Below are 25,655 nucleotides of genomic sequence, written 5' to 3' on the forward strand. Positions count from 1 at the left end.
ACGGGTAGTGGCCCGCGCCATGCGATCGCGCAGGATGGCGGTATTGCAGCGGAACGACAAGGGAGTCGGTCATGAGCGGGACCATGCGGGCGTTCGTCATCAAGGAGATCGGCCGGACCGAGGTGATGGAGAAGCCGATCCCGGAGCCGGGCCCGGAAGAGGCCGTCGTGCGGACCACCGCGGCCCTCATCTGTACCTCCGACGTCCACACCGTGAAGGGCGCGCTGCCGGTCCCGGGGGACCGCACGCTCGGTCACGAGTCCGTCGGCGTGATCCACAGCCTCGGCGCGGCGGTCACCGGGTTCACCGAGGGTCAGCGCGTGGCCGTCAACGCGATCACCCCGTGCTATCGCTGCAGCTACTGCCAGCGCGGGTTCACCAGCCAGTGCGGCGGGCCACTGGGCGGCTACAAGTACACCGGCCAGATCGACGGGAACATGGCGGAGTACTTCGTCGTGCCCGCGGCGTCGGCCAACCTCGCCCCGATCCCGGACGGTGTCGAGGACTCCACCGCCGTCTACGCCTGCGACATGCTCTCCACCGGGTTCATGGGGGTCGAGCACGCCTTCCTGCAGTTCGGCGAGACGGTCGCCGTGTTCGCCCAGGGCCCGGTCGGGCTGAGCGCGACGATGGGCGCCAACCTCATGGGAGCCGGGCAGATCATCGCGGTGGAGTCGCGCCCGGAGCGCCAGGCGCTCGCGAAGCGCTTCGGCGCGGACGTCATCGTCGACTTCACCCAGGGCGACCCCGTCGAGCAGATCATGGACCTCACGGCAGGCGAGGGCGTCGACGCCGCGATCGAGGCGTTCGGCTTCCCGCAGACGTTCGAGGCATGCGTGCGGGTCACCAAGGCCGGCGGGCCGCGTGTCGAACATCGGGTACCACGGCGAGAACCCCGCACCGCTGCAGCTGCCGCTGGACGCGTTCGGGCTCGGCATGAACGACAAGGCCATCCACACCGGCCTGTGCCCCGGCGGCAGCGAGCGGATGAACCGGCTCTTCCGGCTCATGCAGTCCGGCCGCATCGACCCCACGCCGATGACGACGCACACCTTCGCGTTCGACGACATCCAACGGGCCTTCGACATGATGACGACCAAGGAGGACAACATCATCAAGCCGTTGATCACGTTCTGACGATCGTCTGGTGTTGCCGGGCCGGTTGCCCTGGCGGCGGCGGCCCGGCCATCATCCCGCCGACCCGTTGTCGCCGACCGGAGGCCCACCCGTGCGCGTACCACTGACCGTTTCGGACTTCCTCGACCGCGCCGTCACGGCCTACCCCGACGCGCTCGCCGTCGTCGACGAGCCGCTGCAGCCCGCGCCGCCGGTCCCGACGACGACCTACCGGGAGTTCGCCGCGCGGGTCCGTGCCTGGCAGGCGGGTCTCGACGCGCTCGGTGTCGGGGAGGGCGAGCGCGTGGCCGTGGTCAGCCACAACTCGGCGCGCCTGATGGAGCTGCTGCACGCGGTGCCGGGTACGGGCCGCATCTGCGTGCCGGTCAACTTCCGACTCCGGGCCCACGAGGTGGCGTTCATCATCGAGCACTGCGGCGCGGACGTCCTGCTCGTCGATCCCGAGCTGGACGACGACCTCAAGGGCATCGGCGCCCGGCACCGCTTCGTCCTCGGCGCGGAGACCGAGGAGGCGGTGATGCGGTTCGACACCGAGCCGCGCCCCTGGGCCGAGCCCGACGAGGACGCCACCGCCACGATCAACTACACCTCGGGCACCACGGCCAACCCGAAGGGTGTGCAGCTCACCCACCGCAACCTGTGGATCAACGCCCTCACCTTCGCGATGCACCTGCGCCTGTGGGAGCGCGACGTGCTCATGCACACGCTGCCGATGTTCCACTGCAACGGCTGGGGGATGCCGTACGCCACCGTCGGCCTGGGCGTGCCGAACATCGTCATCCGCAAGGTGGACGGGGCCGAGATCCTGCGCCGCGTCGACGAGCACGGCGTGACCGTCATGTGCGGGGCGCCGGCGGTCTGGGCGATGGCGCTCGACGCCGCCGCGGCCCGTGACGCGTCGGACGGCCCGGTGCCCGGCCGCGGCAGCGTGCGCATCGTCGTCGCGGGTGCGCCCCCACCGTCGCGCACCATCCAGCGCATCGACGAGCAGCTCGGCTGGACGTTCCAGCAGATCTACGGCCTCACCGAGACCGCGCCACTGCTGACGTTCAACCGCGCCGATCCCGCCGACGACGGCCTTCCCGCCGAGGAGCGTGCGAGGAAGCTGTCCCGCGCCGGCAAGCCCGCCCTCGGCGTGCGCCTGAAGATCTCCGGCGACGGCGAGGTGCTCGTCCGCTCGAACGTCGTCATGGACGGCTACTGGCAGAACCCGGACGCGAGCGCCGAGGCGTTCGACGGCGGCTGGTTCCACACCGGCGACGGCGGCGGCATCGACGACCAGGGCTACCTGACGATCTCCGACCGCAAGAAGGACATCATCATCACCGGCGGGGAGAACGTGAACTCCGTCGAGGTCGAGGACGTCATCTTCGCCCACCCGGCCGTCGCGGAGGTGGCGGTGATCGGCGTCCCGTCGGAGAAGTGGGGCGAGACGATCAAGGCGCTCGTCGTCCTCGCGCCGGGCGCGGAGGCCACCGAAGCCGACATGATCGCCCATTGCAAGCAGCGGCTGGCGGGCTACAAGGCCCCGACGTCGGTGGAGTTCCGCACCGAGATCCCGCGGACGGCGACCGGGAAGATCCAGAAGTTCAAGCTCCGCCAGCCGTACTGGGAGGGGCGGGAGCGCCAGGTCGGTTAGCCGGCCCGCCGCGCGCGGGGCGTCCGGTGGCGACACGACGCTCGTTGTCGCGCATCCGCGGTTCGTAGTGGGCGAAGAACACCTTGCCGACGAGATCGCGCCTGCTGCGCACACCGGTCTTGTCGAAGATCGACTTCAGGTGTTGCTGCACCGTGTGCGCCGACACGGTGAGCGTCGCGGCGATCTCGGCCGTCGACGCGCCCTGCAGCACCATCCGCGTGACGTCACGCTCCCGCTCGGTGAGGCCGAACGCTGCCATGAGCAGCGGGTTGATCGGGGCCGGACGAACCGGCTCGAGGATCACGGCGACCCGGCCGCCGGTCGTGCCGTCGAGGCGCGCCCCGTGCATCACGACCCACGCGCCCCCGGTAGAGAGCACCCGGGCCATCGCGACGCCCCTGCCGGGATCGCGTGCCCGGGCCGCGACGGAGCGGACGGCCGTGGGTAGCCGCCCGGCACCGAGCTCGGCGCCCGGCAGGTCGGCGAGCAGGAGGTCGACACCGGGCGTGCGCGACTCCACCTCGCCGGTGGCCGACAGGACGAGCAGGCCGGGCGCATCGGCCGACTCGGGATCGGTGGCCTCACCGACCAGGAGCGCCCGGCGCGCGCCGTCGGCGAGGTGCGGCGCGACGGCGCGCAGGAAGCGCTGCTCGGTGGCGTCGAACATCGGACGGCCGGGCTCGCGGTAGATGCCGAGGGCGCCCCACACCTCACCGGTGCGGCTGCGTAACGCGAGGATCAGTTCCTGGTCGCCGCCCATCGCCATGTTCGCCTGCCAGCGTGGGCTCCCGGTGGGGTCGCCGCCGGTGGCGTCGTGGAGCGTCGAGAGGCCGCTCGGACAGCGGGCGACGTCCGCGAGCAGGTTGACGTCGTCGGTGTAGTACTCCGACGTGAGCCACTCGGCCGGGAACTCCGTGACCTGCGGGTGATAATGGCTGGTGATCAGCAGGGACGCCGGGTCGAGGGTGTAGGAGCACGGCGCCGTGTAGTGGGGGACGGCCCGGCGCAGCACCTCGTTCATCCCCGTCCAGAGGGTGACGAGATCGGTCGGGCGCGCGCCGAGCTCGGCGATGCGGTCGACGGCCCGCCCGAGGTCGGTCATGCCCGGCGAGCGTAGAGGCCGCCGCCACGAGGTGGAATGCCACGAAGCTGGAATGGGCGCTGCCTCCGTCGCTGCCTAGCGTCGCCGTCACGGACGGAGGAGGTCGCGATGACGACGGATCTGGCGGCGCGGGTGCTGGCGGCGGGCACCGGGGAGATCAGCCCGGACGCAGGCGGGGTCCGGGACCGCTTCATGATCGACGGGGTGCTGACCGGCGGCCGGTTCGCGCTGGTCGAGCACCTCTTCCCGCCGCGGGCGCTCGCGGCGCCGATGCACCGCCACCACGACGAGGACGAGTTCACCTACGTGACGCGGGGGCGGATCGGGGCCGTCCTGGGCGGCGTGGAGCTGGAGGCGCGGCCCGGTGACCTGATCGTCAAGCCGCGCGGGCAGTGGCACACGTTCTGGAACGCGAGCGACGAGCCCGCCGCCTGCCTGGAGATCATCTCGCCGGCCGGGCTGGAGCAGGCGTTCCGGGAGATGGCGGGGCTCGGTCCCACGCTGGATGCGGCGGGTCTCGCCGAGCTGGCCGCGCGTCACGGTTGCGACATCGACATGGAGGCGACCGGCCCCCTCGTCGCACGGCACGGCCTGGCGTTCTGACATGGACGCCGACATGGACGCCAGGTCGCCGGAGGAACTGGAGACGATGCTCGAGGACGCCGTCGTGCTCGGCGACGGGCGGGCCGCGGCGCGCCTGTTCGCCTCCGACGGGGTGCTGGTCGCCCGCGGCGTGCCGGGCGAAACGCGGGGGCGAGCAGAGCTCGCGTCCGTGTTGCCGCGGCTGGGCTACGTCGCCGATCCGCGGGTCGTGGCGCGGTGCGACGATCTCGCCCTCCTGCTCGGGCCGGCCGCGGTGAACGTCGCCCGGCGCGGGCGGCGTGACCGGTGGCGGTTCGCGATCTCCGTGCGGGCGGAGCCGGGTCCGGCCGAGTGAGATCTCGGACGGCTACCGGTCGAGAGGTGCGTGATCCCCGGCCGGACGGTCCGGCGGGCGAGCCTCCGCGGCCGCGGGATCGCCGGGCGGGTGCTCGCGGAACCACTCCACGATGCCCGGCATCCGCGGCTCGAAGCCGCCGGGTACGGAGAAGTTGAGCGCCCCGGCCCGCTCGCCGGTGCGGTTGCAGAACCCGTGCGGTGTGCCGCCGGGCGCCAGCACGAGCGATCCCTTCGGCGCGTCGATCCACCGATCGCCGAGGAGGAAGGTCATCGTGCCGTCGAGGACGTAGAAGACGTCGTCCTCGGGATGGCTGTGCTCGCCCACCCCCGTGGTGTGCGGCTCCAGCCACCACTCCGAGATCGAGTAGCGGTCGGCGGTCTCCGTCCCGTCCGCCTTGAACACCGCGTTCATCCGGCTCATCGGGTAGTGGCGGCCCTCGCCGGGTGCACGGTGGACCGGGGGTCGGGGTGCCGGGTCTGTGTTCATCTCCCGGACGGTAGCCATCCGCGGGCGCCGGGCGCTTGGACGAATGGGACGCGGCGGGCCAGACCCAGCACTGCCGCACTTACTTGTAGGACGACTATTGACCGACGTCATTCAACCTCGTACCGTCTCCGGCACCGGCGCGACGGCCGCCGCGCCGCAGGGCAGCGGGTGGCCGGAATCCAGCACCGTCACTGCACTCCACCCCGCCGGGGTGGACCGGATGCACGGGAGGCCAGCGTGACGAGCAGTGCTCCGAGCAGCACGCGGAAGGTCGCGGTCGGGACCTTCATCGGCACGACGATCGAGTGGTACGACTTCTTCCTCTACGGGACGGCGAGCGCGCTGATCTTCAGCAGGCTCTTCTTCCCGACCTTCGACCCGCTGACCGGCACGCTGCTGTCGTTCGCGACGTTCGGCGTCGCGTTCGTGGCCCGCCCGATCGGTGGCGTGATCTTCGGCCACTTCGGCGATCGCCTCGGCCGCAAGCCGATGCTCGTCGTGACCCTGCTGATGATGGGGCTCGCGACCGGGTTCGTCGGACTGCTGCCGACCTACGAGACGATCGGCGTGGCGGCGCCGATCCTGCTGGTCCTGTTCCGGCTGGTCCAGGGCCTGTCCGCGGGCGGTGAGTACGGCGGCGCGGTGCTCATGACGGTCGAGCACGCCGAGCGCGGACGCCGCGGCTTCTACGGCAGCTGGGTCCAGGCCGGGTCGCCCGCCGGGCTCATCCTGGCCAACGTCGCGTTCCTCGCGGTCGCCCAGCTGCCCGAGGCGGCGCTGTTCTCGTGGGGCTGGCGGATCCCGTTCCTGGCGAGCTTCGTGCTCGTGGTGGTCGGGCTGGTCATCCGCGTCGCGCTGGACGAGAGCCCGGAGTTCGCCAAGGTCAAGCGGACCACCGGAACCGAGGCCGCGCCCGTCGTCGTCGCGCTGCGCAACGACTGGCGGCAGATCCTGCTGACCGCGGGTGCCTACGTCAGCGCGGGCGTCACCGTCTACGGCGCGGCGGTGTTCAGCCTGAGCTACGCCTCCACCACCGCCGGGTTCACGCGGACCGAGGCCCTGATGTTCGTCATCCTCGGCCAGGTCCTCGCGTTCGTCGCCATCCCGCTGTTCGGCGCGCTGTGCGACCGGGTGGGCAGCAAGCCGGTCTTCCTCGGCGGGGTGGTCGGGATGGGCCTGCTCGCCTTCCCGTGGCTCTGGCTGCTCGACAGCGGCAGCTTCGGGTTGGCGCTGCTGGGCTACTGCCTGCTGTTCATCCCGTACAGCGCCTGCTACGGCGCCATGGCCTCGTTCTTCGCGAGCGTCTACGAGACCCGGGTCGGCTACTCGGGGTTCTCGATGGGCTACCAGCTCGGCACGATCGTCGGCAGTGCGTTCGCCCCGATCATCGCCGCGCAGCTGCTCGCGAGCACCGGCACGGTCGCGGCCGTCGGCTGGTACCTGGTGGCCGCGGCGGTGGTCTCGCTGGTGTGCGCCGCCTATCTCGGATCGGCCCGGCGGGAGGCGGACGTGCCCGCCCGGCTGGGTCGCGAGCTCGCCACGTAGAAACGCACGCACCACATCGTCGACCGAGGAAGCCGGGGCCTGGAAAAGTGGCATTCACACCGTTGGCATCGGGCGGGCGCGGGGACGCGGTCCGCGACCAGCTCCTCGCGGCGATCACCCGGGGCGACTTCCGCCCGGGCGACAAGCTGCCGTCCGAGAGCGTGCTCGTGGCCGAGTTCGGCGTCAGCCGGGTGAGCGTCCGGGAGGGCCTGCGGGCCCTGCAGGCGCTCGGGATCATCGAGATCCACCACGGTCGCGGCAGCTTCGTCGCGCTCGGCCCGGGGGAGCGCTACTACGAGCCGTTCGCCGGCTGGCTGCAGGTGCACCGCGACGAGATCCTCGACCTGCTCAAGGTCCGGGGGGCGCTCGACGAGCTGGCGGCGGCGGAGGCCGCCGCCGGTGCCGGACCAGCGGGTGTGGCCGCGGTCGAGGAGGCGCACGAGCGCTTCTGCGCGGCCGCGGCGGACTCGGAATCCGCGGTCGACGAGCTCGTCCGGCTCGACATCGACTTCCACCAGGCGATCGCGACGGCCAGCGGCAGCTCGCTGCTGCCCCGGCTGCTCGCCGAGCTCAACTCGCTGTTCACCGAGTCGCGGCGGGCCGCGTTCGGGCTCCCCGGTCGGGGGGCGCGCTCGGCCCAGGAGCACGAGGCGATCGTCGCCGGCATCCGCGCGGGCGATCCGGCGACCGCGCGGGCCGCCGCGGCCACCCATCTCGAGTCCACCCGCTCCACCCTCGGCGATCCCGCCTTCCTGCGGGTGCTCGCCGAGGTCACCGACGGCGACCGGGAACCCCCGGAGCCGGCCACCTGAGAGGACGACCGATGCAGATCACGGGCGCAGACTTCTCCATCGTCCGGCTGCCGAAACGCCGCGAGCACACCTGGGCGTCGAACACCAAGCTCACCATCGGCCGCCACGTGCTCGTCCGGCTGCAGACCGACGAGGGCGTCGTCGGGTGGGGCGAGTCCCCCGCGCTGCCCACCTGGGGCGGCGCGGACGGGCGCCACCACGGCGAGACCGCCGAGACAGTCGTGCACCTCGGCCGCGACCACCTGCTGCCCGCGATCATCGGGTGCGACCCGCTGCACCTGGGTGTGATCCACGCCCGGATGGACGCGGCGGTGAAGGGCAACCCGTACGCCAAGGCGGCGCTGGACATCGCCTGCCACGACGCCGCAGGCAAGGCGCTCGGCGTCCCGGTCTGGGCGCTGCTCGGCGGCAAGCACCGCGACGGGATCGAGGTCGCGCACTCGCTGGGCCTGCTGCCGATCGAGGAGTGCCTCGAAGAGGCGTCCACCGCCGTCGCCGAGGGAGTGCGCACGATCAAGGTGAAGACGGGGCGCGACGCCCGCCGCGACGTCGAGGTCGTGGCGCGGCTGCGCGAGGCGCTCGGCCCGGACGTGCGGATCCGGGTCGACGCCAACGAGGGCTATGCCACCGTGCACGAGGCGATCGCCGTCACCCGGGCGCAGGAGGAGTACGGCATCCTGCTCTGCGAGCAGCCGGTGGCCGGTGCGAAGGGCCTGGCCCGGGTGGCCGCCGGGGTGTCGACACCGATCATGGCCGACGAGTCGGCCTGGACGGCGCTGGACATCGTGGAGCTCGACGCCGCGCGCGCCGCGGCCTGCTACTCGCTCTACGTCACCAAGCCGGGCGGGCTGTACCGGGCCCGCCGGCAGGCCGACATCGCGGCCACGCTCGGCATGTACTCCGACATCGGCGGCTCGGTGGAGATGGGTGTCGGCAACGCCGCGAACCTGCACCTCGGTGCGGCGTCGGCGACGGCGTGGCTGCCGAGCGTGTGCCCGGTGACGCGGCTGTCCGGCGAGCCGGGGCCGTCCACCGCGGGCGTCTACTACACCGACGACGTGCTCACCGAGCCGCTGCGGTTCGTCGACGGCAGGCTGCTCGTGCCGGACGGGCCCGGCCTGGGCGTCGAGGTCGACATGGACAAGGTCGAGGCGTACCTCGAGTGACGACGGACGGGACCGACACGACCAGGGGAGGCATGTGATGGCCACGGTCGCCGTGCTCGGCGCGGGCAACGGTGGGCTCGCCGCGGCTGCGGATCTCACGCTGCGCGGGCACACCGTGCGTCTGTTCAGCCGCACGCCCGCCCCCCTCGACCCGGTACGCGAGGCCGGCGGGATCACCCTGGAGGGGGCGGCCGGATCCGGCCTCGCGGTGACGGAGCTGCTGACGACCGATCTCGCCGCCGCGGTGTCGGGGGCCGACCTGGTCATGCTCGTGGTGCCCGCGACCGCGCTCGCGCCCTACGCCGCACTGCTCGCACCGCACCTGACGGCCGGGCAGCCGGTGTTCCTCAACCCGGGCGGCACGGGCGGGGCGCTCGCGCTGCACGCCGCGCTGCGCGCCGAGGGGTTCCGTGGCGAGCTGCGCATCGCCGAGGTCTCAACCCTGACCTACGCTTGCCGTACGTGCGGCCCGGCGGCCGTGCGGATCTCCAACGTCGCGCCCCGGCTGCCGTTCGCCGCGTTCCCCGGCCGCGCCGCAGCGCAGCTGCACGAGCTGGTCGCCCCGCTGTACCCGGCGGTGCGGCGCTGCGGCAGCGTGCTGGAGACGGGGCTCGCCAACCTCAACGCCGTCGAGCATCCGCCGCAGATCCTGCTCAACACCGGCTGGGTCGAGCACACCCGGGGCGACTTCTACTTCTACTACGAGGGCACCACCCCCTCGGTCGGCCGCGTGATCGACGCCGTGGACCGGGAACGGCTCGCGCTGGCTGCGGCGCTCGGCGCGCCCGCCGTCCGGTTCGTCGACGCGTTCCGGGACGCCGGCTACACCACGCCCGAGGCCGCCGCCACCGGCAGCACCTACATCGCGATGCAGCACAGCGCGGCCAACCGCTGGTTCCGCAGCCCGCCCTCGCTCGACCACCGCTACGTGCATGAGGACGTCGGCCATGGTCTGGTGCCGTGGACGGAGTGGGCGCGGCTGGCCGGCGTCCCCACGCCGGTGATGGACGGGCTGGTCACCCTGGCCGGGGCCGCCACCGGGCGGGACTACCGCCGCGACGGGTTGACCGCGGCGCGCATGGGCCTCGCCGGGATCGGCACCGGCGGGATCGTCCGGTTCCTCGACGCCGGCCCGGCCGAGGTGGCGGTGCGGTGACGTCGCCCGCGGTCGACTTCTGCTACGTGCCCGGCGGGCCGGTGGCCGAGGTCGCGGCCCTGGCCGCGCTCGGCGAACGGCTCGGGTTCCGCTGCCTGTGGATCCCCGACCAGGGGTTCTTCCGGGACCCGTTCCTGCTCGCCGCCGCGGCGGCCGCCGCGACCAGCACGATCGGCATCGGGATCGGCATCACGATGCCGGTGACCCGCCACCCGGTGCAGATCGCCCGGGCCGCGGCCACGCTCGACGAGATGTCCGGCGGGCGGCTGCGGCTGGGCCTGGGCAGCGGGAACATGGAGCACGTCGTCCGGCCGCTGGGCATGCCCGCCGACGACCCGGCCGGGCGCGTCCGGGCGGCGGCCGAGCAGATCGCGGCGCTGCTGCGCGGCGAGTCCGTCCGCTACGCACCGGAACCGCTCGCCGCGGTGCGGCTGGACATCGACCCGGCCCGGGTCCCGCCGCTGTACGTGGGCGGGCGCGGCCCGCGGATGCTGGAGACCGCCGGCGCCGTCGCCGACGGCGTGCTGCTGGAGTCGCTGTTCCACGGATCCGGCCTGGAGCACGCGCTGGAGCGCGTCCGGCACGGGCGGGCGACCCGTGCCGATCCGCCGGCGATGGACGTCGTCGCCTGGCAGGTCGTGGTCGTCACCGACCGGCCGGAACGGGAGATCGAGGCCTACCGGCCGTGGATCGCCCGGATCCTGCGGGGCGGGCCGGTGTCGGCACTGCTGCGCATCGGTGTGGCCGAGGAGACGGTGCACGCGGTACGCGCCGCCGGCGACGAGGCGGCGGCGCTCGCCGCGGTCACCGACGATGCGGTGCGCTGCCTGGTGATGCTGGACGACCCGGCCGGGATCGCGGAGCGGTTCGGCGCGCTCGCCCGCCGCGGGTGCACGGCGGTATGCGTGCTGAGCACGACGGGGTTCGCCGAGACCGCGGAGAACCTGACGCGGATCGGGACGACGGTGCTGCCCGCGCTCGCGGGCCCGACGCCGGGAGGGGCGTGAGATGGATCGGGACGTGAGGGGCCGCCAGCAGGCCGCGATGGCGAGCGTCGGGCTGGACGCGCTGGTCGCGGTGTCGGTGGACAACGTCGCCTACGGCGCGGGGTACGTCGTGCCGTCACAGGCGCTCGGGATGCGCCACCGGCAGTTCGCGGTGCTCGCGACCCGCGACGGGGACTCGGCGATGCTGCTCACCACCAACGAGGTCGACGAGGCCCGCGAGCGCAGCCCGATCACCTCCCTCGTCGGCTACGACGAGTTCACCGAGGATCCGATGCAGGTGCTCGGGGAGATGCTGCGCGAGCGCGGCCTGTCCGGTGCCCGGATCGGGGTGGAGCTCGACGTGCTGCCCGCCGTCCGCTGGACGAGCCTGCGCACCGCGCTGCCGGACGCCCGCTTCGAGCCTGCCGCCGCGGCGTTCGACCGCGCCCGGATGATCAAGACCCCGGCCGAGGTCGCGCACCTGCGCGAGGCGGCGGCGATCGCGATGGACGCCCAGCTCGACGCGCACGCCGCGTTCCGGGCGGGGATGACCGAGCACGAGGCGTACCGGCTGCTCGCGGACCGGGCGCTGGCAAGGGGCGCGGACAAGATCGTGATGATCCAGGTGGCCGCGGGCACCCGCAGCACCCTGTCCAACCCGTCGCCGGGCCCGACGCCGTTCGAGGATGGCCGCGCGGTGAAGGTCGACGTGTTCGTCAGCCGGCAGGGCTACCTCTCCGACACCGGTCGCTCGGTCGTGATCGGACGGTCCACCCCCCGGCAGCGCGACACCTGGGCGCGGATGAACGACGTCATGGACCTGATCCGCGACGAGGTGCGCCCCGGTACCGCCACCGGGCAGCTGTGGACGCTCTTCGTGCGCGAGTTCGGGCGCCGCGGGCTCGCCCCCGCGATCCGGTTCCTCGGCCACGGCCTGGGGCTCAGCCTGCACGAGGAGCCCTACATCGCCGCGCACGCCGACACGCTGCTGGAGCCGGGGATGGTCTTCGCCGTCGAGCCGATCGGGATCGACGAGGGCAACGGCTACCACCTGGAGGACATCCTGCTGGTGACCGAGGACGGCCACGAGAACCTCACGCCGCGGTTCCCGCGCGAGCTCGTGGTGTGCTGATGGCGAGCGTGGGCCGCGCCGTCCCGCGGCGCGAGGACCGGGCACTGCTGCAGGGCCGGGGGCGGTTCCTCGACGACCTGCCCGACGTCGGGGTGCTGCACGCCCGGTTCGTGCGCAGCCCGCTGGCGCACGCGCGGATCGACGGGATCGCGGTCCCGGCGGAGGCCGCGGGTCTGGTGGCCGTGTTCACCGCGGCGGACCTGGACCTGCCGCCGATGCTGCCGCCGATCGACAACCCCGACGCCCTCCCGGTGCCGCGTCCGGTGCTGGCCCGCGACCGGATCCGGTTCGCCGGCGAACCGTTCGCGCTGGTCGTGGCGACCGATCCGTACCTCGCCGAGGACGCCGCCGAGCTCGTCGAGCTGGAGGCGGAGCCGTTGCCGGCGGTCACCGACCCGCGCGCCGCGCTCGACCCGGCGAGCCCGAGGGTGCACGACCACCCCACAAACATCCTGTTCGAGCGGCGCTTCGCCACCTCGCAGCCGCTCCCGGAGGACGCGCCGGTGCGGATCCGGCGGGTGTTCGCCTCGTCCCGGCAGACGGCGCTGCCGCTGGAGCCGCGGGGCCTGCTCGTCCGGCCCGCGGGCGACGGGCTGGCGCTGTGGGCGTCCACCCAGAGCCCGCACATGCTCGCCGCGGTTCTCGCCGAGCTGCTCGGCCTGCCGCCGGAGCGGGTCCGGGTGAGCGTCCCGGACGTCGGGGGCGGGTTCGGGCAGAAGGCCCACGCCTACCCGGAGGAGGTCGCCGTCGCGGCAGCGGCGCTGCGCCTGGGGCGGCCGGTGAAGTGGGTGGAGGACCGGGCCGACAACCTCGCCGCCGCCTGCCACGCCCGCGACCAGCGCATCGAGCTGGAGGTCACCGCCGACGCCGACGGGCGCCTGCGGTCGCTGGACGCCGACGTCGTGGTCGACATGGGCGCGTACGGCGTCTACGCGCACGGCCACCTGCTGGAGGCTGCGGGCACGCCGAGCATGATCCCGGGCCCGTACCGGGTGCCCGCCTACCGCTTCCGCAGCCGCGCGGTCGCTACGACGAAGTGCCCGCTGGGCGCCTACCGCGGGGTGGGGCTGCCGGTGGCCACGTTCGTGCACGAGCGGGCGATGGACCTCGTCGCCGCCGCGACCGGGCTGGACCGGGCCGAGGTCCGCCGCCGCAACCTGCTCACCGCGGCCGAGCTCCCCTGCACCTCGGCGACCGGCCAGCGCTACGACAGCGGCGACTACCCGGCCGCGCTCGAGCGGGCGCTCGCCGAGATCGGCTACACCGGGTTCCTCGCCGAGCAGCGGGCCGCGCTCGACGAGGGGCGGTTGGTGGGCTTGGGCATGGCCGTCTACGTCGAGTACGCCGCGGTGGGCTCGGCGGTCTTCGCCGCGCGCGGCATGCGCGGCCTCGCCGGCTACGACGAGGCCCAGGTGACGCTGCGGCTCGACGGGCGGCTGAGCCTGTGGACCACGCTCCCGGCCGCCGGCCAGGGGCTGGCCACGACGTTCGCCCAGCTCGCCGCCGACAGTCTCGGGATCGACGTGGACGACGTCGTCGTCGAGCCCGTGGACACCGCGGCCGCCCCGCTGCGGGGCAACGGCACCTTCGCCAGCCGCAGCGCGGTCTCCGGCGGCGGCGCGATCCGCGAGGCGTGCGGCGAGCTGCGGACCCGCCTGGTGCAGGACGCCGCCCGCCTGCTGGAGGCCGAACCCGCCGATCTGGAGGTCGTTCCCGGTCACGTGCGGGTCGCCGGGGCGCCCGCGAGCCGGGTGACGCTGGCCGTGCTGGCGGCGGCCGCGCCCGAGGGGCGCTACACGGTCCTGCGCCGCTACGACCCGCCGCAGCCGGTCTACCCGTACGGGGCGCACGCCTGCCGGGTCGAGGTGGCCGCGGCCACCGGGGCGGTGACGATCACCGACTACGTCGTCGCCGAGGACTGCGGGCGGGTGATCAACCCGGCGATCGCGCTCGGCCAGACCCACGGTGCGGTGGCCCAGGGCATCGCCGGAGCCCTCTACGAGCGGCTCGTCTACGACGGCGACGGCCAGCTGCGGACCGGCTCGCTGATGGACTACCTCGTCCCGACCGCCGCGGAGATCCCGCCGCTGCGGGTCGTGCACCTGCACGTGCCGACGAGGGTGTCGACGAACGGCGCGCGCGGGGTCGGGGAGAGCGGCACGCTCGCCCCCGGGGCGGCGATCGCGAACGCGATCTCCGACGCCGTCGGTGCGGAGTGCAACGCCACGCCGCCCGCGCCGGAGTGGGTCCGCCACGCCGCCGCGGTCCGCCTGCGCGCGCACCGGGACACGGCCCGCGACCGGGAGTACGTCCGGTGAAGCCCCCGCCCTTCGACTACGCCGCGCCGACGGACCTCGCCGCCGCCCTGGACCTGCTGGCCACACCGGACATCGAGGCCAAGGTCCTCGCCGGTGGTCAGAGCCTCGTGCCGATGCTGAACCTGCGGCTCGCGCGGCCGGACCTGCTCGTCGACATCTCGCGCCTGCGCGGCCTCGACCACCTGGACGCTTCGGACGGGTGGCTGCGCATTGGCGCCCTCGTCACCCATGCGCGGCTCGCCGCGTCACCGCTGGTCCGACGGCACTGGCCGCTGGTCGCGCGGGCGGCGGGGCTCGTCGGTCACCACCAGATCCGCAACGCCGGGACCGTCGGCGGGTCGCTCGCGCACGCCGATCCCGCGGCCGAGCTGCCCGCCGCCGTCCTGGCGCTCGACGCCGAGCTGCTGATCGCCTCGCCCGGCGGGACGCGCACGGTTGCCGCCCGCGACTTCTTCCGCGGGTACCTCGAGACCGCGGTCGGGGTGGACGAGATCCTCGTCGAGATCGCCGTCCCGCCGCCGGCGGAGCGATACGGCTCGGCGTTGCGCGAGCACGCGCGGCGCGCGGGGGACTTCGCCGTCGCGGGCGCCGCGGTGCACCTCGTCCTGGACGGCGGGCTGCGCTGCGCCCGCGCCTCGGTCGTGCTCATCGGGGCCGGCGCCACGCCCCTGCGGGCGGGGGCGGCCGAGCAGCTGCTGGTCGGCGGGCCGGTCGACCCGAACGGCGCCGCCGAGGCCGCCGTACACGGCCTCACCCCGACGGCCGATCTGCACGGCAGCGCGGAGTACCGCGTCCACCTGCTGCGGGCGCTCGTCGAGGGCGCGGTCGAGGAGGCCGCGCGCCGCGCGGGTGCCACCGCGAACGGGGAGCGATGACGATGCGGATCACCGTCGAGGTCAACGGGGGCCGGATCGAGCGGGACGTCGAGCCCCGAGTGCTCCTCTCGGACTTCCTGCGCCACGAGCTCGGGCTGACGGGCACCCACGTCGGCTGCGAGCACGGCGTGTGCGGGACGTGCACCGTGCAGGTGGACGGCCTGCCCGTCCGTTCCTGCCTGCGGCTCGCCGTCCAGGCCGACGGCCGGTCCGTGCGCACCGTCGAGGCGCTCTCGGGACCCGGGGAACCGCTGCACCCGCTGCAGGAGTCCTTCCACCGTGCCCACGCCCTCCAGTGCGGCTTCTGCACTCCGGGGTTCCTGATGTCGCTCGAACCGGTGCTCGCTGACGTGCCCGGGATGACGGACGAGGAGCTCGCGGAGCTGCTCGGCGGGAACCTCTGCCGGTGCACGGGCTATCGCAACATCGTGGCCGCGGTGCGCCGGGCCGCCGAGGCGGTCCGGCAACCGGGGTGCGGAGAGATCCGCGACGCTTGACTTTCGGCATGCATGCATACATAGTTCCGCTGGTCGGCACACCAGCGGAAGGAGAGCGATGTCGCTCGCGACCTTCGCGGAGGATCAGGGGATCGGCGTCGTCACGCTGAACAATCCGCCGCTCAACCTGCTCAGCACCAAGCTCCTCGCGGACCTCGACGCCGCGGTCGACGCGGCCGCGGGATCGGCGGCCAGGGCGGTGATCGTGCGCGCCGAGGGCGGCCACTTCGGCGCCGGCGCCGACGCGGGCGACATGTTCGCCGGTGTGTCCGGGGAGCAGGCGCGGCCGCAGATCATCGGCTGGCTGCACACGCTGCGCAAGCTGGAGACGCTGCCGGTCCCGGTGATCGCCCAGGTGCAGGGCACCTGCGTGGGCGGCGGCCTGGAACTGGCGCTGTACTGCGACGTCATCGTCGCCGGCGCCTCGGCCAGGCTCGGCCACCTCGAGGCGAACCTCGGCACCGCGACGCTGCTCGGCGGGGCCCAGCGCATCGCCGAGCGGGCGGGTCCGGCCCGGGCCCGGTGGTTCGTCTACACCGCCGACGCCGTCGACGCGGCCACCTGTCAGGCGTGGGGGATCGTGCAGCAGGTGGTCGCGGACCATCTGCTGGCCGAGACCGTCGACGCCCTCGCGCGCCGCCTCGCCGACGGTCCCACCCGCGCCCACGCGATCACGAAGCGGCTCATCGGCGCCCAGCGCGACCGGGGCGTCGCCGCCGCCGACGAGCTGCTGCTCGACCTCGCGCACACCGTCTACGACACGGCGGACATGCAGCACGGGGTCGCGGTCCTGGTCGAGCACGGCGCGCGCAAGCTGAAGGAGAAGACCTCCTTCGTCGGCCGGTGAGCGCCGTGACCGGGCCGAATCCCACGACGCTGTGCGCGCTGCTGTTCGACCGGGCCCGCTCCCACGCGACCGCGCCCGCCGTGTCCACCTGGACCGCCACCGGCTGGGAGACGCTCAGCTGGGGCCACTACCGGACCGCGATCGCGGAAGCGGCCGCGGGGCTCGCCGAGCTGGGGATCGCCCGCGGCGACCGGGTCGCGATCGTCGCAGGCAACCGGGCCGAGCACCTCGTCGCCGACCAGGCGATCGTGCACGCGGGCGCGGTGCCCGTGACGCTCTACTCGTCGCTCTCGGCCGACCAGCTCGTCTACTGCGTGAACGACGCGGGTGCGGTCGCGGTCGTCCTGGAGGACCGGGCGCACCTGAGCCGCTGGTGGCCGCTGCGGGACCGGATGCCGAGCCTGCGCACGATCGTCCTGATGGACGCGTTCACCGACGTCGCCCCGCTCGACGACGACGCGGTGGTCCGCCTCCCGGTCCGGTCCGACCTGACCGGGGACGCCGAGCTGCCGGTGCCCTGGCAGGCACTGCTGGCCGGTGGCCGGACCCGGCTGCGCGAGGACGCACGCTGGTTCGACCGGTCGTGGCGCGCCGTGCGCGGCGCCGACACCGCCTGCATGGTCTACACCTCGGGCACCACCGGGAACCCCAAGGGCGTCGTGCTGACCCACGCGTCGCTGCTCGCCGAGATCCGCGGCCTGGACGTCGTGCCCGGGCTCATCCCGCGCCCGCACACCTTCGTCGGGTACCTGCCGTTCGCGCACGTCGTCGAGCGGGTGTTCTCGCTCTACCTGCCGATGCTCACCGGCGGGCACGTGTACCTCTGCCCGTCACCGGCCCGGCTGTTCGAGTTCCTCCGCAGGGCTCGCCCGACGCTCTTCTTCGGGGTGCCGCGGATGTGGGAGAAGCTCACCGAGCTCGCCCGCGCGCACGTCCGCCTGACCTTCGACGCGGACGGCCAGGAGGACTTCGAGCGGGCCGTCGAGGCGGGGGCGGCCGTCCAGCGCGCGGCCGAGGCGGGCACGGACGACCCGGACGCCCTGGCCGTTTGGGCGAAGCTCGATCCGGAGGTGCTGGCGCCCGTGCGCGAGGCCCTGGGCCTGGATGCGTGCCGGTCGGCGATCGGTGGCTCGGCCCCGACCGCACCCGTCGTGAACTACTTCGCCGCGGGCCTCGGGGTGCCCCACCACGAGGGCTACGGGCTGTCGGAGACGAGCTGCGTGCTCGCGATGAACCCGCCGGGCGCGCTGAAGGTGGGGACGGTCGGCCCGGCGCTGCCCGGGACCGAGATCCGGATCGCCGACGACGGGGAGGTGCAGGTGCGGGGTGGGATCGTCTGCCCCGGCTACTGGCACCTGCCCGAGCAGACCGCGGCCCTGTTCACCGACGACGGGTGGCTGCGCACGGGCGACCTCGGGAGCCTGGACGCGGACGGGTACCTCACGGTGACCGGGCGCGCCAAGGAGCTGATCGTCACCTCCTACGGCAAGAACGTCTCGCCGGTGCCGATCGAGGCGATGGTCGACGAGCACCCGCTGGTCCGTCAGACGGTGCTGGTCGGCGAGGCCAGGCCGTTCGTGAGCGCGTTGATCGTCATCGATCCCGCCGAGACCGCCCGGTTCCGGACCGAGCCCGCCGCCCACCCGACCGAGGACGCCGGGATCCACGCCGCGCTGCGTGCCCACCTGGACCAGGTCAACGCCCGGCTGTCCAACCCCGAGCGGGTCAAGAGGTTCGTGGTGCTGGACCGGGAGTGGACCGCCGCGTCCGGGGAGCTCACCCCGTCGCTGAAGCTGCGCCGCAGCGTGATCGCCGAGCGCCACGCGAGCGCGATCGACCAGTTGTACGACACCACCGCCTGAGGGCGGGAAGGAGTACCGAACCATGCGAGAGCCGGTCATCGTGGCCACCGCCCGCAGCCCGATCGGGCGCGCGTTCAAGGGCAAGCTCAAGGACGTCCGCGGTGACGACATGGTCGCCGCCATGATCACCGCGGCGCTGGACCGGGTCCCGGCGCTGGATCACGACCTCGTCGAGGACGTGATCATCGGGACGGGGAGCCCGCAGAACGAGCAGGCCTACAACATCGCCCGCGTGGCCTCGCTGCTCGCCGGGCTGCCCGACGTCCCGGGGGTGACCGTCAACCGCTACTGCTCGTCGTCGCTGCAGGCGATCCGGATGGCGGCGCATGCGGTGGCCGCGGGGGAGGGCGACGCGTTCGTCGCGGGCGGTGTCGAGTCGGTCAGCCGCTACCCGCAGCGGATCCCGGACCCGGACGGATTCGAGAACCCGCGCTTCGACCCGTCGCGGCACCGCAGCGCCGAACGGGCGCTCGGCGGCGTCGAGGACTGGGAGCCGCAGGAGCTGCCCGACGCATACGTCGAGATGGGCCAGACCGCGGAGAACGTGCGGATCCTGGAGGGCGTCACCCGCGAGGAGATGGACGCCTTCGCGCTCGCCTCGCAACAGCGCGCGGCGGACGCGATCGAGGACGGCTTCTTCGCCCGCGAGATCACCCCGCTGACCCTGGCCGACGGCACGGTCGTGGACACCGACGAGTCGCCGAGGCCGGCCACGACGGCGGAGGGCCTCGCCGGGCTCAAGCCCGCGTTCCGGCCCGACGGCGAGGTCACGGCCGGCAACTCCTGCCCGCTCAACGACGGCGCCGCCGCGGTCGTGGTGATGGACCGCAGCCGTGCCGAGCGGATCGGGATCACCCCGCTCGCCCGGATCGTGTCGACGGCGGTGACCGGGGTCGACCCGGAGATCATGGGTCTCGGCCCGGTCACCGCGATCCCCCGCGCCCTGCGCCGGGCCGGGCTGACCGTGGCCGACCTGGACCTGGTCGAGATCAACGAGGCGTTCGCCGCGCAGGTGATCCCGTCGGCCCGGCGGCTGGGCATCCCGCACGACGTGCTGAACGTGCACGGCGGCGCGATCGCGCTCGGCCACCCGTTCGGGATGACCGGTGCCCGGATGACGACCACGCTGATCAACGGTCTGGACCGGGTCGGCGGCCGGTACGGGGTGGTCTCGATGTGCGTGGGCGGCGGCCAGGGCATGGCGATGGTCCTCGAACGGCTCTGACCGGCGGCGCCGCGATGGGCTACGATATGTATGTATGCATATCGACAGCGAGGAGTGGTGGTGGCTCGGGGGAGCGAGGTCAGGTCGCGCATGGTCGACGCCGGGGCGGCGCTCTTGGCGCGGCGCGGCTACGGCATCACGATGCTGGAAGTGATCAAGGAAGCGGAGGCGCCGCGGGGGTCGATCTACTACCACTTTCCCGGCGGGAAGGACGAGCTGGTCGTCGACGTGGCGGCCAGGATCGGCTCGGAACTGCGCCACCTGGTCGAGGTGATGGCGCGCCGGAATCCGGGGATCGCCGATTTCCTCGGCGCCCTCGTGCAGCACCACGCCAAGCGGCTCGCCCAATCGGACTTCGTTGAGGGCTGCCCGCTTCTCGGCGTGACCGTCTCGGTGGACATCGAATCGTCGGAGATTCGCGAGGCGGTCGCCGCAGCATTCGAAATCTGGGTCGACGCCATTTCTTTCGTATTGCGCGAGAAGGGGCTCGACGCGCCTGTCGCCGCCCGGCTCGCCTCGACGACGGTGGCGGCGGTCGAGGGGGCGATCGTGCTCGGCCGCGCCACGCGCAGCAGGCGGCCGCTGGACGACTTCGGCGCACTGATCCCGGCGCTGGTGGCGGGTCTCGACGGGTCCGCTGCGGCCTGAGCCTGCGGATCAGCGGTCGAGGACGGACACGCTCACGTCGATCGTGGCGACGATCTGCTCCCGGTCCACGCCCGCGCGCCAGAGCACGCCGACGGCCTGGCGGATCCCGACGAAGTAGCGCGCGAGGCGCAGCGGGTCGGCGTCCGCCGGGAGCATTTCCGCCGCCTTCGCGGCGTGCAGGTACTCGCTGAGCTGCGCTTCCTGCTGGGCGAGCCCGGTGCGGGCGCTCGCCATGATCTCGGTGGGCGTGTCGTCGGCCTCGGCGACGGTGTTGGTGACCAGGCAGCCACCCGGGCGACCGCTGAGTGCGAGGGTGTCCAGCAGGCCCACCAGCAGGCTGCGGACGGCCTCCCGCGGCTCGTCGCCGGTCATCCGCTCCTGCAGCGTGCCCATCATGTAGGCGCGGTAGCGCTCGAGCACGAGGGCGAACAGCTCGGCCTTCCCGCCGAACGTCGAGTACAGGCTCCCGCGGCTGAGGCCCGTCTCGCGCACGAGGTCGTCGATCGACGTCGCGGCATAGCCCCGGTGGCGGAACAGCTCCGTCACGCGGTCGAGGACCTGCTGCTCGTCGAACTGCCTCTTGCCGGCCACCGACACCGTCCTTGGAAATCGCCGAGGGCATCAGCTTGACATCTTGGATCGATCGTTCCAAGATGATTCCACGCGTGATGCTGTTCACGATCCTAGTTCATTCATTCAGGCACCTCTGCAACGGAGCACACCCATGCCTCTCTGGAAGATCTATCACCCGGCCGGCGCCTATACCGAGCAGGACAAAAAGGAGTTCTCCCAGCGGATCACCGAGATCTACAGCGCGGTCCCGATCCCGAAGTTCTACGTCGTGGTGATCTTCGAGGAGACTCCGCCGGGCAGCGTCTGGGTCGGCGGCGACCGGCACGACCGGTTCGTCCGTTTCAAGATCGACCAGATGGCGCGGACGCTGCCCGGCCCGGTGATCCGGGAGTGGTGGATCAAGGCGGTCGACGAGGCCACCCACCCCTGGGTCAAGGACCGCGGCTACGAGTGGGAGATCACGATCGAGGAGCCGCCCGCCGACCTGTGGACCCTGTCCGGCGAGCGACCGCCGCCGTTCGAGTCCGTCGCCGAGAAGCGCTGGATCGAGGAGAACCAGGCCACGCCGTACTCGCTCGCGGAGCGGCTCCCGGTCGCGCTGTCACTCGCGCCGGGGACGCACGACCCGGGCGACTGACGGCATCTCCGGCGACCGAACGAGCGCACCCTCGTACGCACTGCGCGTACGAGGGTGCGCTCGTACCGGCGTCCGGGTCCGCACCGGGTTGTGTCTATGTATGTGTGCATGCATACTCAGCACTCGCCCTCGACGAAGGAGTCCCTGTGAGCGGTCCCGAACCCGTCGCAACGACGACCACCGAACCCGAGCGGTGGGCCGCGGCCCACCGCAGCGGCACGTTCCGGGAGCTGCGCCGCCGCCACCGTGGCTTCACCTTCCCCGTCACGCTGGGCTTCCTCGTCTGGTACGCCTGCTACGTCCTGCTCGCCACCTACGCTCCGGCGCTGCTCGCGGTGCGGGTCGGCGGGAACGTCACGGTCGGCCTGCTGCTCGGTGTCGCCCAGATCCTCTCCACGTTCGTGGTGACCGCGGTCTACGTCCGGTTCGCCCACCGGCGCCTCGACCCGCTCGCCGCCCGGGTGCGCTCCGGGATGGGCCTGGACGGGGGCCCGGCATGAACGTCGCGCTCAACGTCGCGGTCTTCGCGGCCTTCGTCGCCGCGACGCTCGTGGTGGTCGTGCGCGCGGGGCGCCGCTCGGACACCTCCACGGACTTCTTCGCCGCCGGCCGGTCGATCACCGGCCGGCAGAACGGTGTGGCCATCGCGGGCGACTACCTGTCGGCCGCCTCGTTCCTCGGGATCACCGGCGCGATCGCGATCAACGGCTACGACGGGTTCCTCTACTCGATCGGGTTCCTCGTCGCGTGGGTCATGGCTCTCCTGCTCGTCGCCGAGCTGCTGCGCAACACCGGCCGCTTCACCCTCGCCGACGTGCTGAGCTTCCGCCTGCGGGAGCGGCCGGTCCGGACGGCGGCCGCGCTCTCCACGCTCGCGGTCACCTTCTTCTACCTGCTCGCCCAGATGGCCGGGGCGGGCGCGCTCGTCGCCCTCCTGCTGGACGTCCGCTCGGGCGCGGGCCAGGCGGTCGTGATCGCGGGCGTGGGTGCGCTGATGATCGTCTACGTGTTCGTCGGCGGCATGCGCGGCACCACGATGGTGCAGATCATCAAGGCCGTCCTGCTGATGGGTTGCTCGGCGACACTGTCGATCTGGGTGCTCGCCCGGTTCGGCTTCGACTTCTCCGCGCTGCTGGGTGCGGCGGTGGACGCCGCGGGCGACGGCGGCGCCGCGCTGCTGGAGCCCGGGAAGGCCTACGGGCGCAGCGAGCTCACCCGGCTCGACTTCGTCTCGCTCGCGCTGGCGCTGGTCCTCGGCACGGCAGGCCTGCCGCACATCCTCATGCGCTTCTACACGGTGCCGACCGCGCAGGACGCGCGCCGCTCGGTGACCTGGGCCATCGGGCTCATCGGGGTGTTCTGCCTGTTCACCCTCGCCCTCGGCTACGGGGCGGCCGCCATCGTCGGCCCGGCGACGATCCGCAGCGCCCCGGGCGGCGTCAACTCCGCGGCCCCGCTGCTGGCCCAGGAACTGGGCGGGCCCGTCCTGCTGGGGATCGTCGCCGCGGTCGCGTTCGCCACGATCCTCGCGGTGGTCGCCGGCCTGACCATCACCGCGTCCGCCTCGTTCGCCCACGACATCTACACGGGCGTCCTGCGCCGCGGCGCGACCGACCCGCGCGCCGAGGTCCGCGTCGGGCGGATCGCCGCGATCGTGATCGGGCTGCTCGCGATCGGCGGCGGCATCCTCGCCAACGGCCAGAACGTCGCCTTCCTCGTCGCCCTCGCGTTCGCCGTCGCCGCGTCGGCCAACCTGCCGACGCTGCTCTACTCGCTGTTCTGGCGGCGCTTCACCACCCGCGGCGCGCTGTGGAGCATCTACGGCGGCCTGTCCAGCTGCGTGCTGCTGATCGTGTTCTCCCCGGTCGTGTCGGGCAAGCCGGTCGATCCCGCGACGGGCCGCAGCGCCTCGATGATCCAGGGCGCCGACTTCTCCTGGTTCCCGCTGGACAACCCGGGCCTCGTCTCGATCCCCCTGTCGTTCCTGCTGGGCTACCTCGGCTCCGTGGTCGGGCCCGACCCGGCGGCGCTCGCCCGCTACCCCGAGATGGAGGTCAGGGCCCTCAGCGGCGCGGGCGCCGAGCGGGCCGTCGACCACTGATCGGCTCAGGCGACGTTGGGCGCGTTCCACCCCGCCGCGACGTGGATCGACTCGCCGGTGATGTAGCGGGCGTCGTCCGAAGCCAGGAACAGCATCACGTTCGACACGTCCTGCATCTCCAGCCAGGGGATCGGGATCGCGTTCACCGACACGAACGCGTCGTAGACGTCCTCGCGCGTCGGGTCGGCGAGGTCCGGTGCGAACGCCCCGTACATGTGCCTGTTCTGGATCATCGCGGTGTCCACGTTGGTCGGACACACCGCGTTGACGGTGATCCCGTACGGGGCGAGTTCGAGCGCGGCGGTCTTCATCAGGCCGATGCACCCCCACTTGGCCGCGCAGTAGTGGGCGAGCCCCGGGACCGCGGTGCGCCCCACGATCGACGAGGTGACGATGATCCGGCCCGACTCCTGCTCGACCATGGTCGGGATCACCGCACGGAACGACTTGAACACCCCGGTCAGGTCCACCGCGATCATGTCGTCCCACTCCTCGTCGGTGATGTCGGCGAAGGGGGCGTGGCCGACGATCCCGGCGTTGGCCAGCAGGATGTCGATCCGGCCGAGCTGCTCCAGCCCGTGGTCGACGACCGCGGACATGGCCGCGGTGTCCGTGACGTCGGCCTGGACGGCGACGCAGCGGCGGTCCAGCGCCTCGACCAGCTTGACCGTCTCCGCGAGGTCGTCCGGGCCGGCCATCTCGTAGTGCACGCTGGGCAGCTGCTCGGCGATGTCGCAGACGACGATGTCCGCGCCCTCGCGGGCGAAGGTGAGCGCGTGGTTGCGTCCCTGGCTGCGGGCACCCCCGGTGATCAGCGCGACCTTGCCTTCGAGCCTGCCGGGCATCGGAACCTCCAGCCGTCGTGGGGATCCCACTCTCGGACGGCGGCGCGGTCCGGGTCACCGTCGCGCGGGTCGAGAACCGGAGGTCCGGTCGTCCCGGCCGGTCCAACACCGGGACCTGGTCAATCTGACACACCCGCGACGCCGCCCACCCCGCCACGATGTGGCGGCGCAGCCGATCACGGAGGGACCGCCGATGACCGACGAGGAGCCGGACCTGGTGGCGGTCCGCGGGCGCATCGCGCAGCGGCTGGTGGGCCGCGAGCGCGAGCTCGAGCTGGTGCTCTCCGCGGTCGCCGCGGGCCGCGACATCGTCCTGGAGGGGCCGCCGGGAACCAGCAAGACCACGATGCTGAAGGCGATCACCGCGGAGTGGGGCATCCCGCTGCTGTTCGTCGAGGGCAACGCGGACCTGACCCCTGCCCGGCTGGTCGGCCACCACAACCCGGCCCGGGTCCTGCGCGAGGACTACAGCGCCGAGAACTTCGTCCCCGGCCCGCTCGTCGAGGCCATGCGCAGCGGCGGTTTCCTCTACCTGGAGGAGTTCAACCGCTCCCCGGAGGACACGCTCAACACGCTGCTCACCGCGATGGCCGACCGGTCGATCGCGATCCCGCGGGTCGGGGTGGTGCACGCAGCGGCGTCGTTCCGGGTGATCGCGTCGATGAATCCCCTGGACGACGCCGGCACGACCCGGCTGTCCACGAGCGTGCACGACCGGCTCTGCCGGCTGGCCATCGGCTACCAGGACGAGGCCGCCGAGCGCGAGATCGTCCGGCTGCGCGGCGGGGTCGCCGGGACGGCGCTGGGCGAGCGGATGGTCGCCGACGCCGTCGCGGTCACCCGGGCCACCCGCGCCCACCTCGACGTCCGCCAGGGCAGCAGCGTGCGCGGCGCGATCGACTGCGTGCTGGTCGCGGGGCGCCTGGCCACCCTGCGCGGCGTCGACGACCCGGACACCGACGCGTACCGGGCCGTGCTGCTCGACGCCATGATCGTCGCGCTGTCCGGGCGCATCCACCTCGACGCGGCCGCCGACACCACCCGCGAGCAGGTCCTGCACGAGATCTGGCAGGACCACTTCGTGCTGCTCCCCGCGGCCGCCGAGCCGGGTTGAAGGGAGCTGCCG

At 73.1% G+C, this 25,655-nt stretch carries 25 protein-coding genes; 21 read left to right on the forward strand and 4 right to left on the reverse strand.

Annotated elements, in window-relative coordinates; translation table 11 throughout:
- Positions 1-71: 71 nt before the first annotated feature.
- Positions 72-1,244: an alcohol dehydrogenase catalytic domain-containing protein gene (locus AB7J25_RS03835; protein ID WP_428505044.1), complete on the forward strand. Its 1,173-nt coding sequence runs from the start codon at positions 72-74 to the stop codon at positions 1,242-1,244.
- On the forward strand, positions 1,229-2,776 hold the full coding sequence (locus AB7J25_RS03840) for an AMP-binding protein (RefSeq protein WP_428505046.1): 1,548 nt from the start codon (positions 1,229-1,231) through the stop codon (positions 2,774-2,776). Before AB7J25_RS03835 ends, AB7J25_RS03840 begins: the two co-directional genes overlap by 16 nt.
- On the opposite strand, the gene AB7J25_RS03845 is transcribed toward AB7J25_RS03840, so the two are convergent.
- Positions 2,727-3,878, reverse strand: a complete 1,152-nt coding sequence (locus tag AB7J25_RS03845) for a helix-turn-helix transcriptional regulator (RefSeq protein ID WP_428505048.1) — start codon at positions 3,876-3,878, stop codon at positions 2,727-2,729. The genes AB7J25_RS03840 and AB7J25_RS03845 overlap by 50 nt on opposite strands.
- 108 nt (positions 3,879-3,986) lie before the next feature.
- On the opposite strand from AB7J25_RS03845, the gene AB7J25_RS03850 reads away from it, so the two are divergent.
- A complete protein-coding gene (locus AB7J25_RS03850) occupies positions 3,987-4,481 on the forward strand; it encodes a cupin domain-containing protein (RefSeq protein ID WP_428505050.1) in 495 nt (164 codons plus the stop codon).
- A 1-nt stretch (position 4,482) separates the two neighbouring features.
- Positions 4,483-4,815, forward strand: coding sequence for a hypothetical protein (locus AB7J25_RS03855; RefSeq protein WP_428505052.1), 333 nt, complete (start codon positions 4,483-4,485; stop codon positions 4,813-4,815).
- A 12-nt stretch (positions 4,816-4,827) separates the two neighbouring features.
- On the opposite strand, the gene AB7J25_RS03860 is transcribed toward AB7J25_RS03855, so the two are convergent.
- The gene (locus tag AB7J25_RS03860; RefSeq protein WP_428505054.1) at positions 4,828-5,304 is read right to left on the reverse strand and encodes a cupin domain-containing protein; all 477 of its coding nucleotides are present in this window, start codon (positions 5,302-5,304) and stop codon (positions 4,828-4,830) included.
- Between the two features lie 237 nt (positions 5,305-5,541).
- On the opposite strand from AB7J25_RS03860, the gene AB7J25_RS03865 reads away from it, so the two are divergent.
- From AB7J25_RS03865 to AB7J25_RS03925, 13 genes are all read left to right on the forward strand, one after another.
- A complete protein-coding gene (locus tag AB7J25_RS03865) occupies positions 5,542-6,849 on the forward strand; it encodes an MFS transporter (protein ID WP_428505056.1) in 1,308 nt (435 codons plus the stop codon).
- Between the two features lie 47 nt (positions 6,850-6,896).
- A complete protein-coding gene (locus AB7J25_RS03870) occupies positions 6,897-7,661 on the forward strand; it encodes a FadR/GntR family transcriptional regulator (RefSeq protein ID WP_428505058.1) in 765 nt (254 codons plus the stop codon).
- A gap of 11 nt (positions 7,662-7,672) precedes the next feature.
- A complete protein-coding gene (locus tag AB7J25_RS03875; RefSeq protein WP_428505060.1) occupies positions 7,673-8,827 on the forward strand; it encodes a mandelate racemase/muconate lactonizing enzyme family protein in 1,155 nt (384 codons plus the stop codon).
- Between the two features lie 37 nt (positions 8,828-8,864).
- Entirely contained in the window at positions 8,865-9,983 is a 1,119-nt protein-coding gene (locus tag AB7J25_RS03880) for an NAD/NADP octopine/nopaline dehydrogenase family protein (protein ID WP_428505062.1), read from the forward strand.
- Positions 9,980-10,990 carry an LLM class flavin-dependent oxidoreductase gene (locus tag AB7J25_RS03885; protein WP_428505064.1) on the forward strand — a complete coding sequence of 337 codons (1,011 nt, stop codon included), beginning with the start codon at positions 9,980-9,982 and terminating at the stop codon, positions 10,988-10,990. Before AB7J25_RS03880 ends, AB7J25_RS03885 begins: the two co-directional genes overlap by 4 nt.
- A gap of 13 nt (positions 10,991-11,003) precedes the next feature.
- Positions 11,004-12,101 (forward strand): M24 family metallopeptidase, encoded by a 1,098-nt coding sequence (locus AB7J25_RS03890; RefSeq protein ID WP_428505066.1) that lies wholly within the window; start codon positions 11,004-11,006, stop codon positions 12,099-12,101.
- Positions 12,101-14,419, forward strand: coding sequence for a xanthine dehydrogenase family protein molybdopterin-binding subunit (locus tag AB7J25_RS03895; protein WP_428505068.1), 2,319 nt, complete (start codon positions 12,101-12,103; stop codon positions 14,417-14,419). Before AB7J25_RS03890 ends, AB7J25_RS03895 begins: the two co-directional genes overlap by 1 nt.
- Positions 14,416-15,294, forward strand: a complete 879-nt coding sequence (locus AB7J25_RS03900) for an FAD binding domain-containing protein (RefSeq protein WP_428505070.1) — start codon at positions 14,416-14,418, stop codon at positions 15,292-15,294. The genes AB7J25_RS03895 and AB7J25_RS03900 overlap by 4 nt, the downstream gene beginning before the upstream one ends.
- Positions 15,291-15,791, forward strand: coding sequence for a (2Fe-2S)-binding protein (locus tag AB7J25_RS03905; RefSeq protein WP_428505072.1), 501 nt, complete (start codon positions 15,291-15,293; stop codon positions 15,789-15,791). Before AB7J25_RS03900 ends, AB7J25_RS03905 begins: the two co-directional genes overlap by 4 nt.
- 58 nt (positions 15,792-15,849) lie before the next feature.
- Positions 15,850-16,638, forward strand: a complete 789-nt coding sequence (locus AB7J25_RS03910) for an enoyl-CoA hydratase/isomerase family protein (protein WP_428505074.1) — start codon at positions 15,850-15,852, stop codon at positions 16,636-16,638.
- Complete coding sequence (locus AB7J25_RS03915) at positions 16,635-18,500, forward strand: AMP-dependent synthetase/ligase (protein ID WP_428505076.1); 1,866 nt, start codon at positions 16,635-16,637, stop codon at positions 18,498-18,500. The genes AB7J25_RS03910 and AB7J25_RS03915 overlap by 4 nt, the downstream gene beginning before the upstream one ends.
- 22 nt (positions 18,501-18,522) lie before the next feature.
- Positions 18,523-19,725 (forward strand): acetyl-CoA C-acetyltransferase, encoded by a 1,203-nt coding sequence (locus tag AB7J25_RS03920; protein ID WP_428505077.1) that lies wholly within the window; start codon positions 18,523-18,525, stop codon positions 19,723-19,725.
- A gap of 90 nt (positions 19,726-19,815) precedes the next feature.
- Positions 19,816-20,373, forward strand: a complete 558-nt coding sequence (locus AB7J25_RS03925; protein WP_428505079.1) for a TetR/AcrR family transcriptional regulator — start codon at positions 19,816-19,818, stop codon at positions 20,371-20,373.
- 9 nt (positions 20,374-20,382) lie between these two features.
- On the opposite strand, the gene AB7J25_RS03930 is transcribed toward AB7J25_RS03925, so the two are convergent.
- On the reverse strand, positions 20,383-20,964 hold the full coding sequence (locus AB7J25_RS03930) for a TetR/AcrR family transcriptional regulator (protein ID WP_428505081.1): 582 nt from the start codon (positions 20,962-20,964) through the stop codon (positions 20,383-20,385).
- 133 nt (positions 20,965-21,097) lie between these two features.
- On the opposite strand from AB7J25_RS03930, the gene AB7J25_RS03935 reads away from it, so the two are divergent.
- The 3 genes from AB7J25_RS03935 to AB7J25_RS03945 all read left to right on the forward strand — a co-directional run bounded on the left by AB7J25_RS03935 (position 21,098) and on the right by AB7J25_RS03945 (position 23,684).
- Positions 21,098-21,583 (forward strand): tautomerase family protein, encoded by a 486-nt coding sequence (locus AB7J25_RS03935; protein ID WP_428505083.1) that lies wholly within the window; start codon positions 21,098-21,100, stop codon positions 21,581-21,583.
- Positions 21,584-21,729: 146 nt separating this feature from the next.
- Entirely contained in the window at positions 21,730-22,083 is a 354-nt protein-coding gene (locus AB7J25_RS03940; protein ID WP_428505085.1) for a DUF485 domain-containing protein, read from the forward strand.
- Positions 22,080-23,684 carry a solute symporter family protein gene (locus AB7J25_RS03945; RefSeq protein ID WP_428505087.1) on the forward strand — a complete coding sequence of 535 codons (1,605 nt, stop codon included), beginning with the start codon at positions 22,080-22,082 and terminating at the stop codon, positions 23,682-23,684. The genes AB7J25_RS03940 and AB7J25_RS03945 overlap by 4 nt, the downstream gene beginning before the upstream one ends.
- Positions 23,685-23,689: 5 nt before the next feature.
- Here the strand turns inward: AB7J25_RS03945 and AB7J25_RS03950 are convergent, their stop codons facing one another.
- Entirely contained in the window at positions 23,690-24,529 is an 840-nt protein-coding gene (locus AB7J25_RS03950) for a mycofactocin-coupled SDR family oxidoreductase (protein WP_428505089.1), read from the reverse strand.
- Positions 24,530-24,722: 193 nt separating this feature from the next.
- Between AB7J25_RS03950 and AB7J25_RS03955 the strand changes: the two genes are divergently transcribed.
- The gene (locus AB7J25_RS03955) at positions 24,723-25,643 is read left to right on the forward strand and encodes an AAA family ATPase (protein ID WP_428505091.1); all 921 of its coding nucleotides are present in this window, start codon (positions 24,723-24,725) and stop codon (positions 25,641-25,643) included.
- Positions 25,644-25,655: the final 12 nt, after the last annotated feature.

Origin of the sequence: Pseudonocardia sp. (assembly GCF_050246655.1) — a bacterium.
Classification (GTDB): domain Bacteria; phylum Actinomycetota; class Actinomycetes; order Mycobacteriales; family Pseudonocardiaceae; genus Pseudonocardia.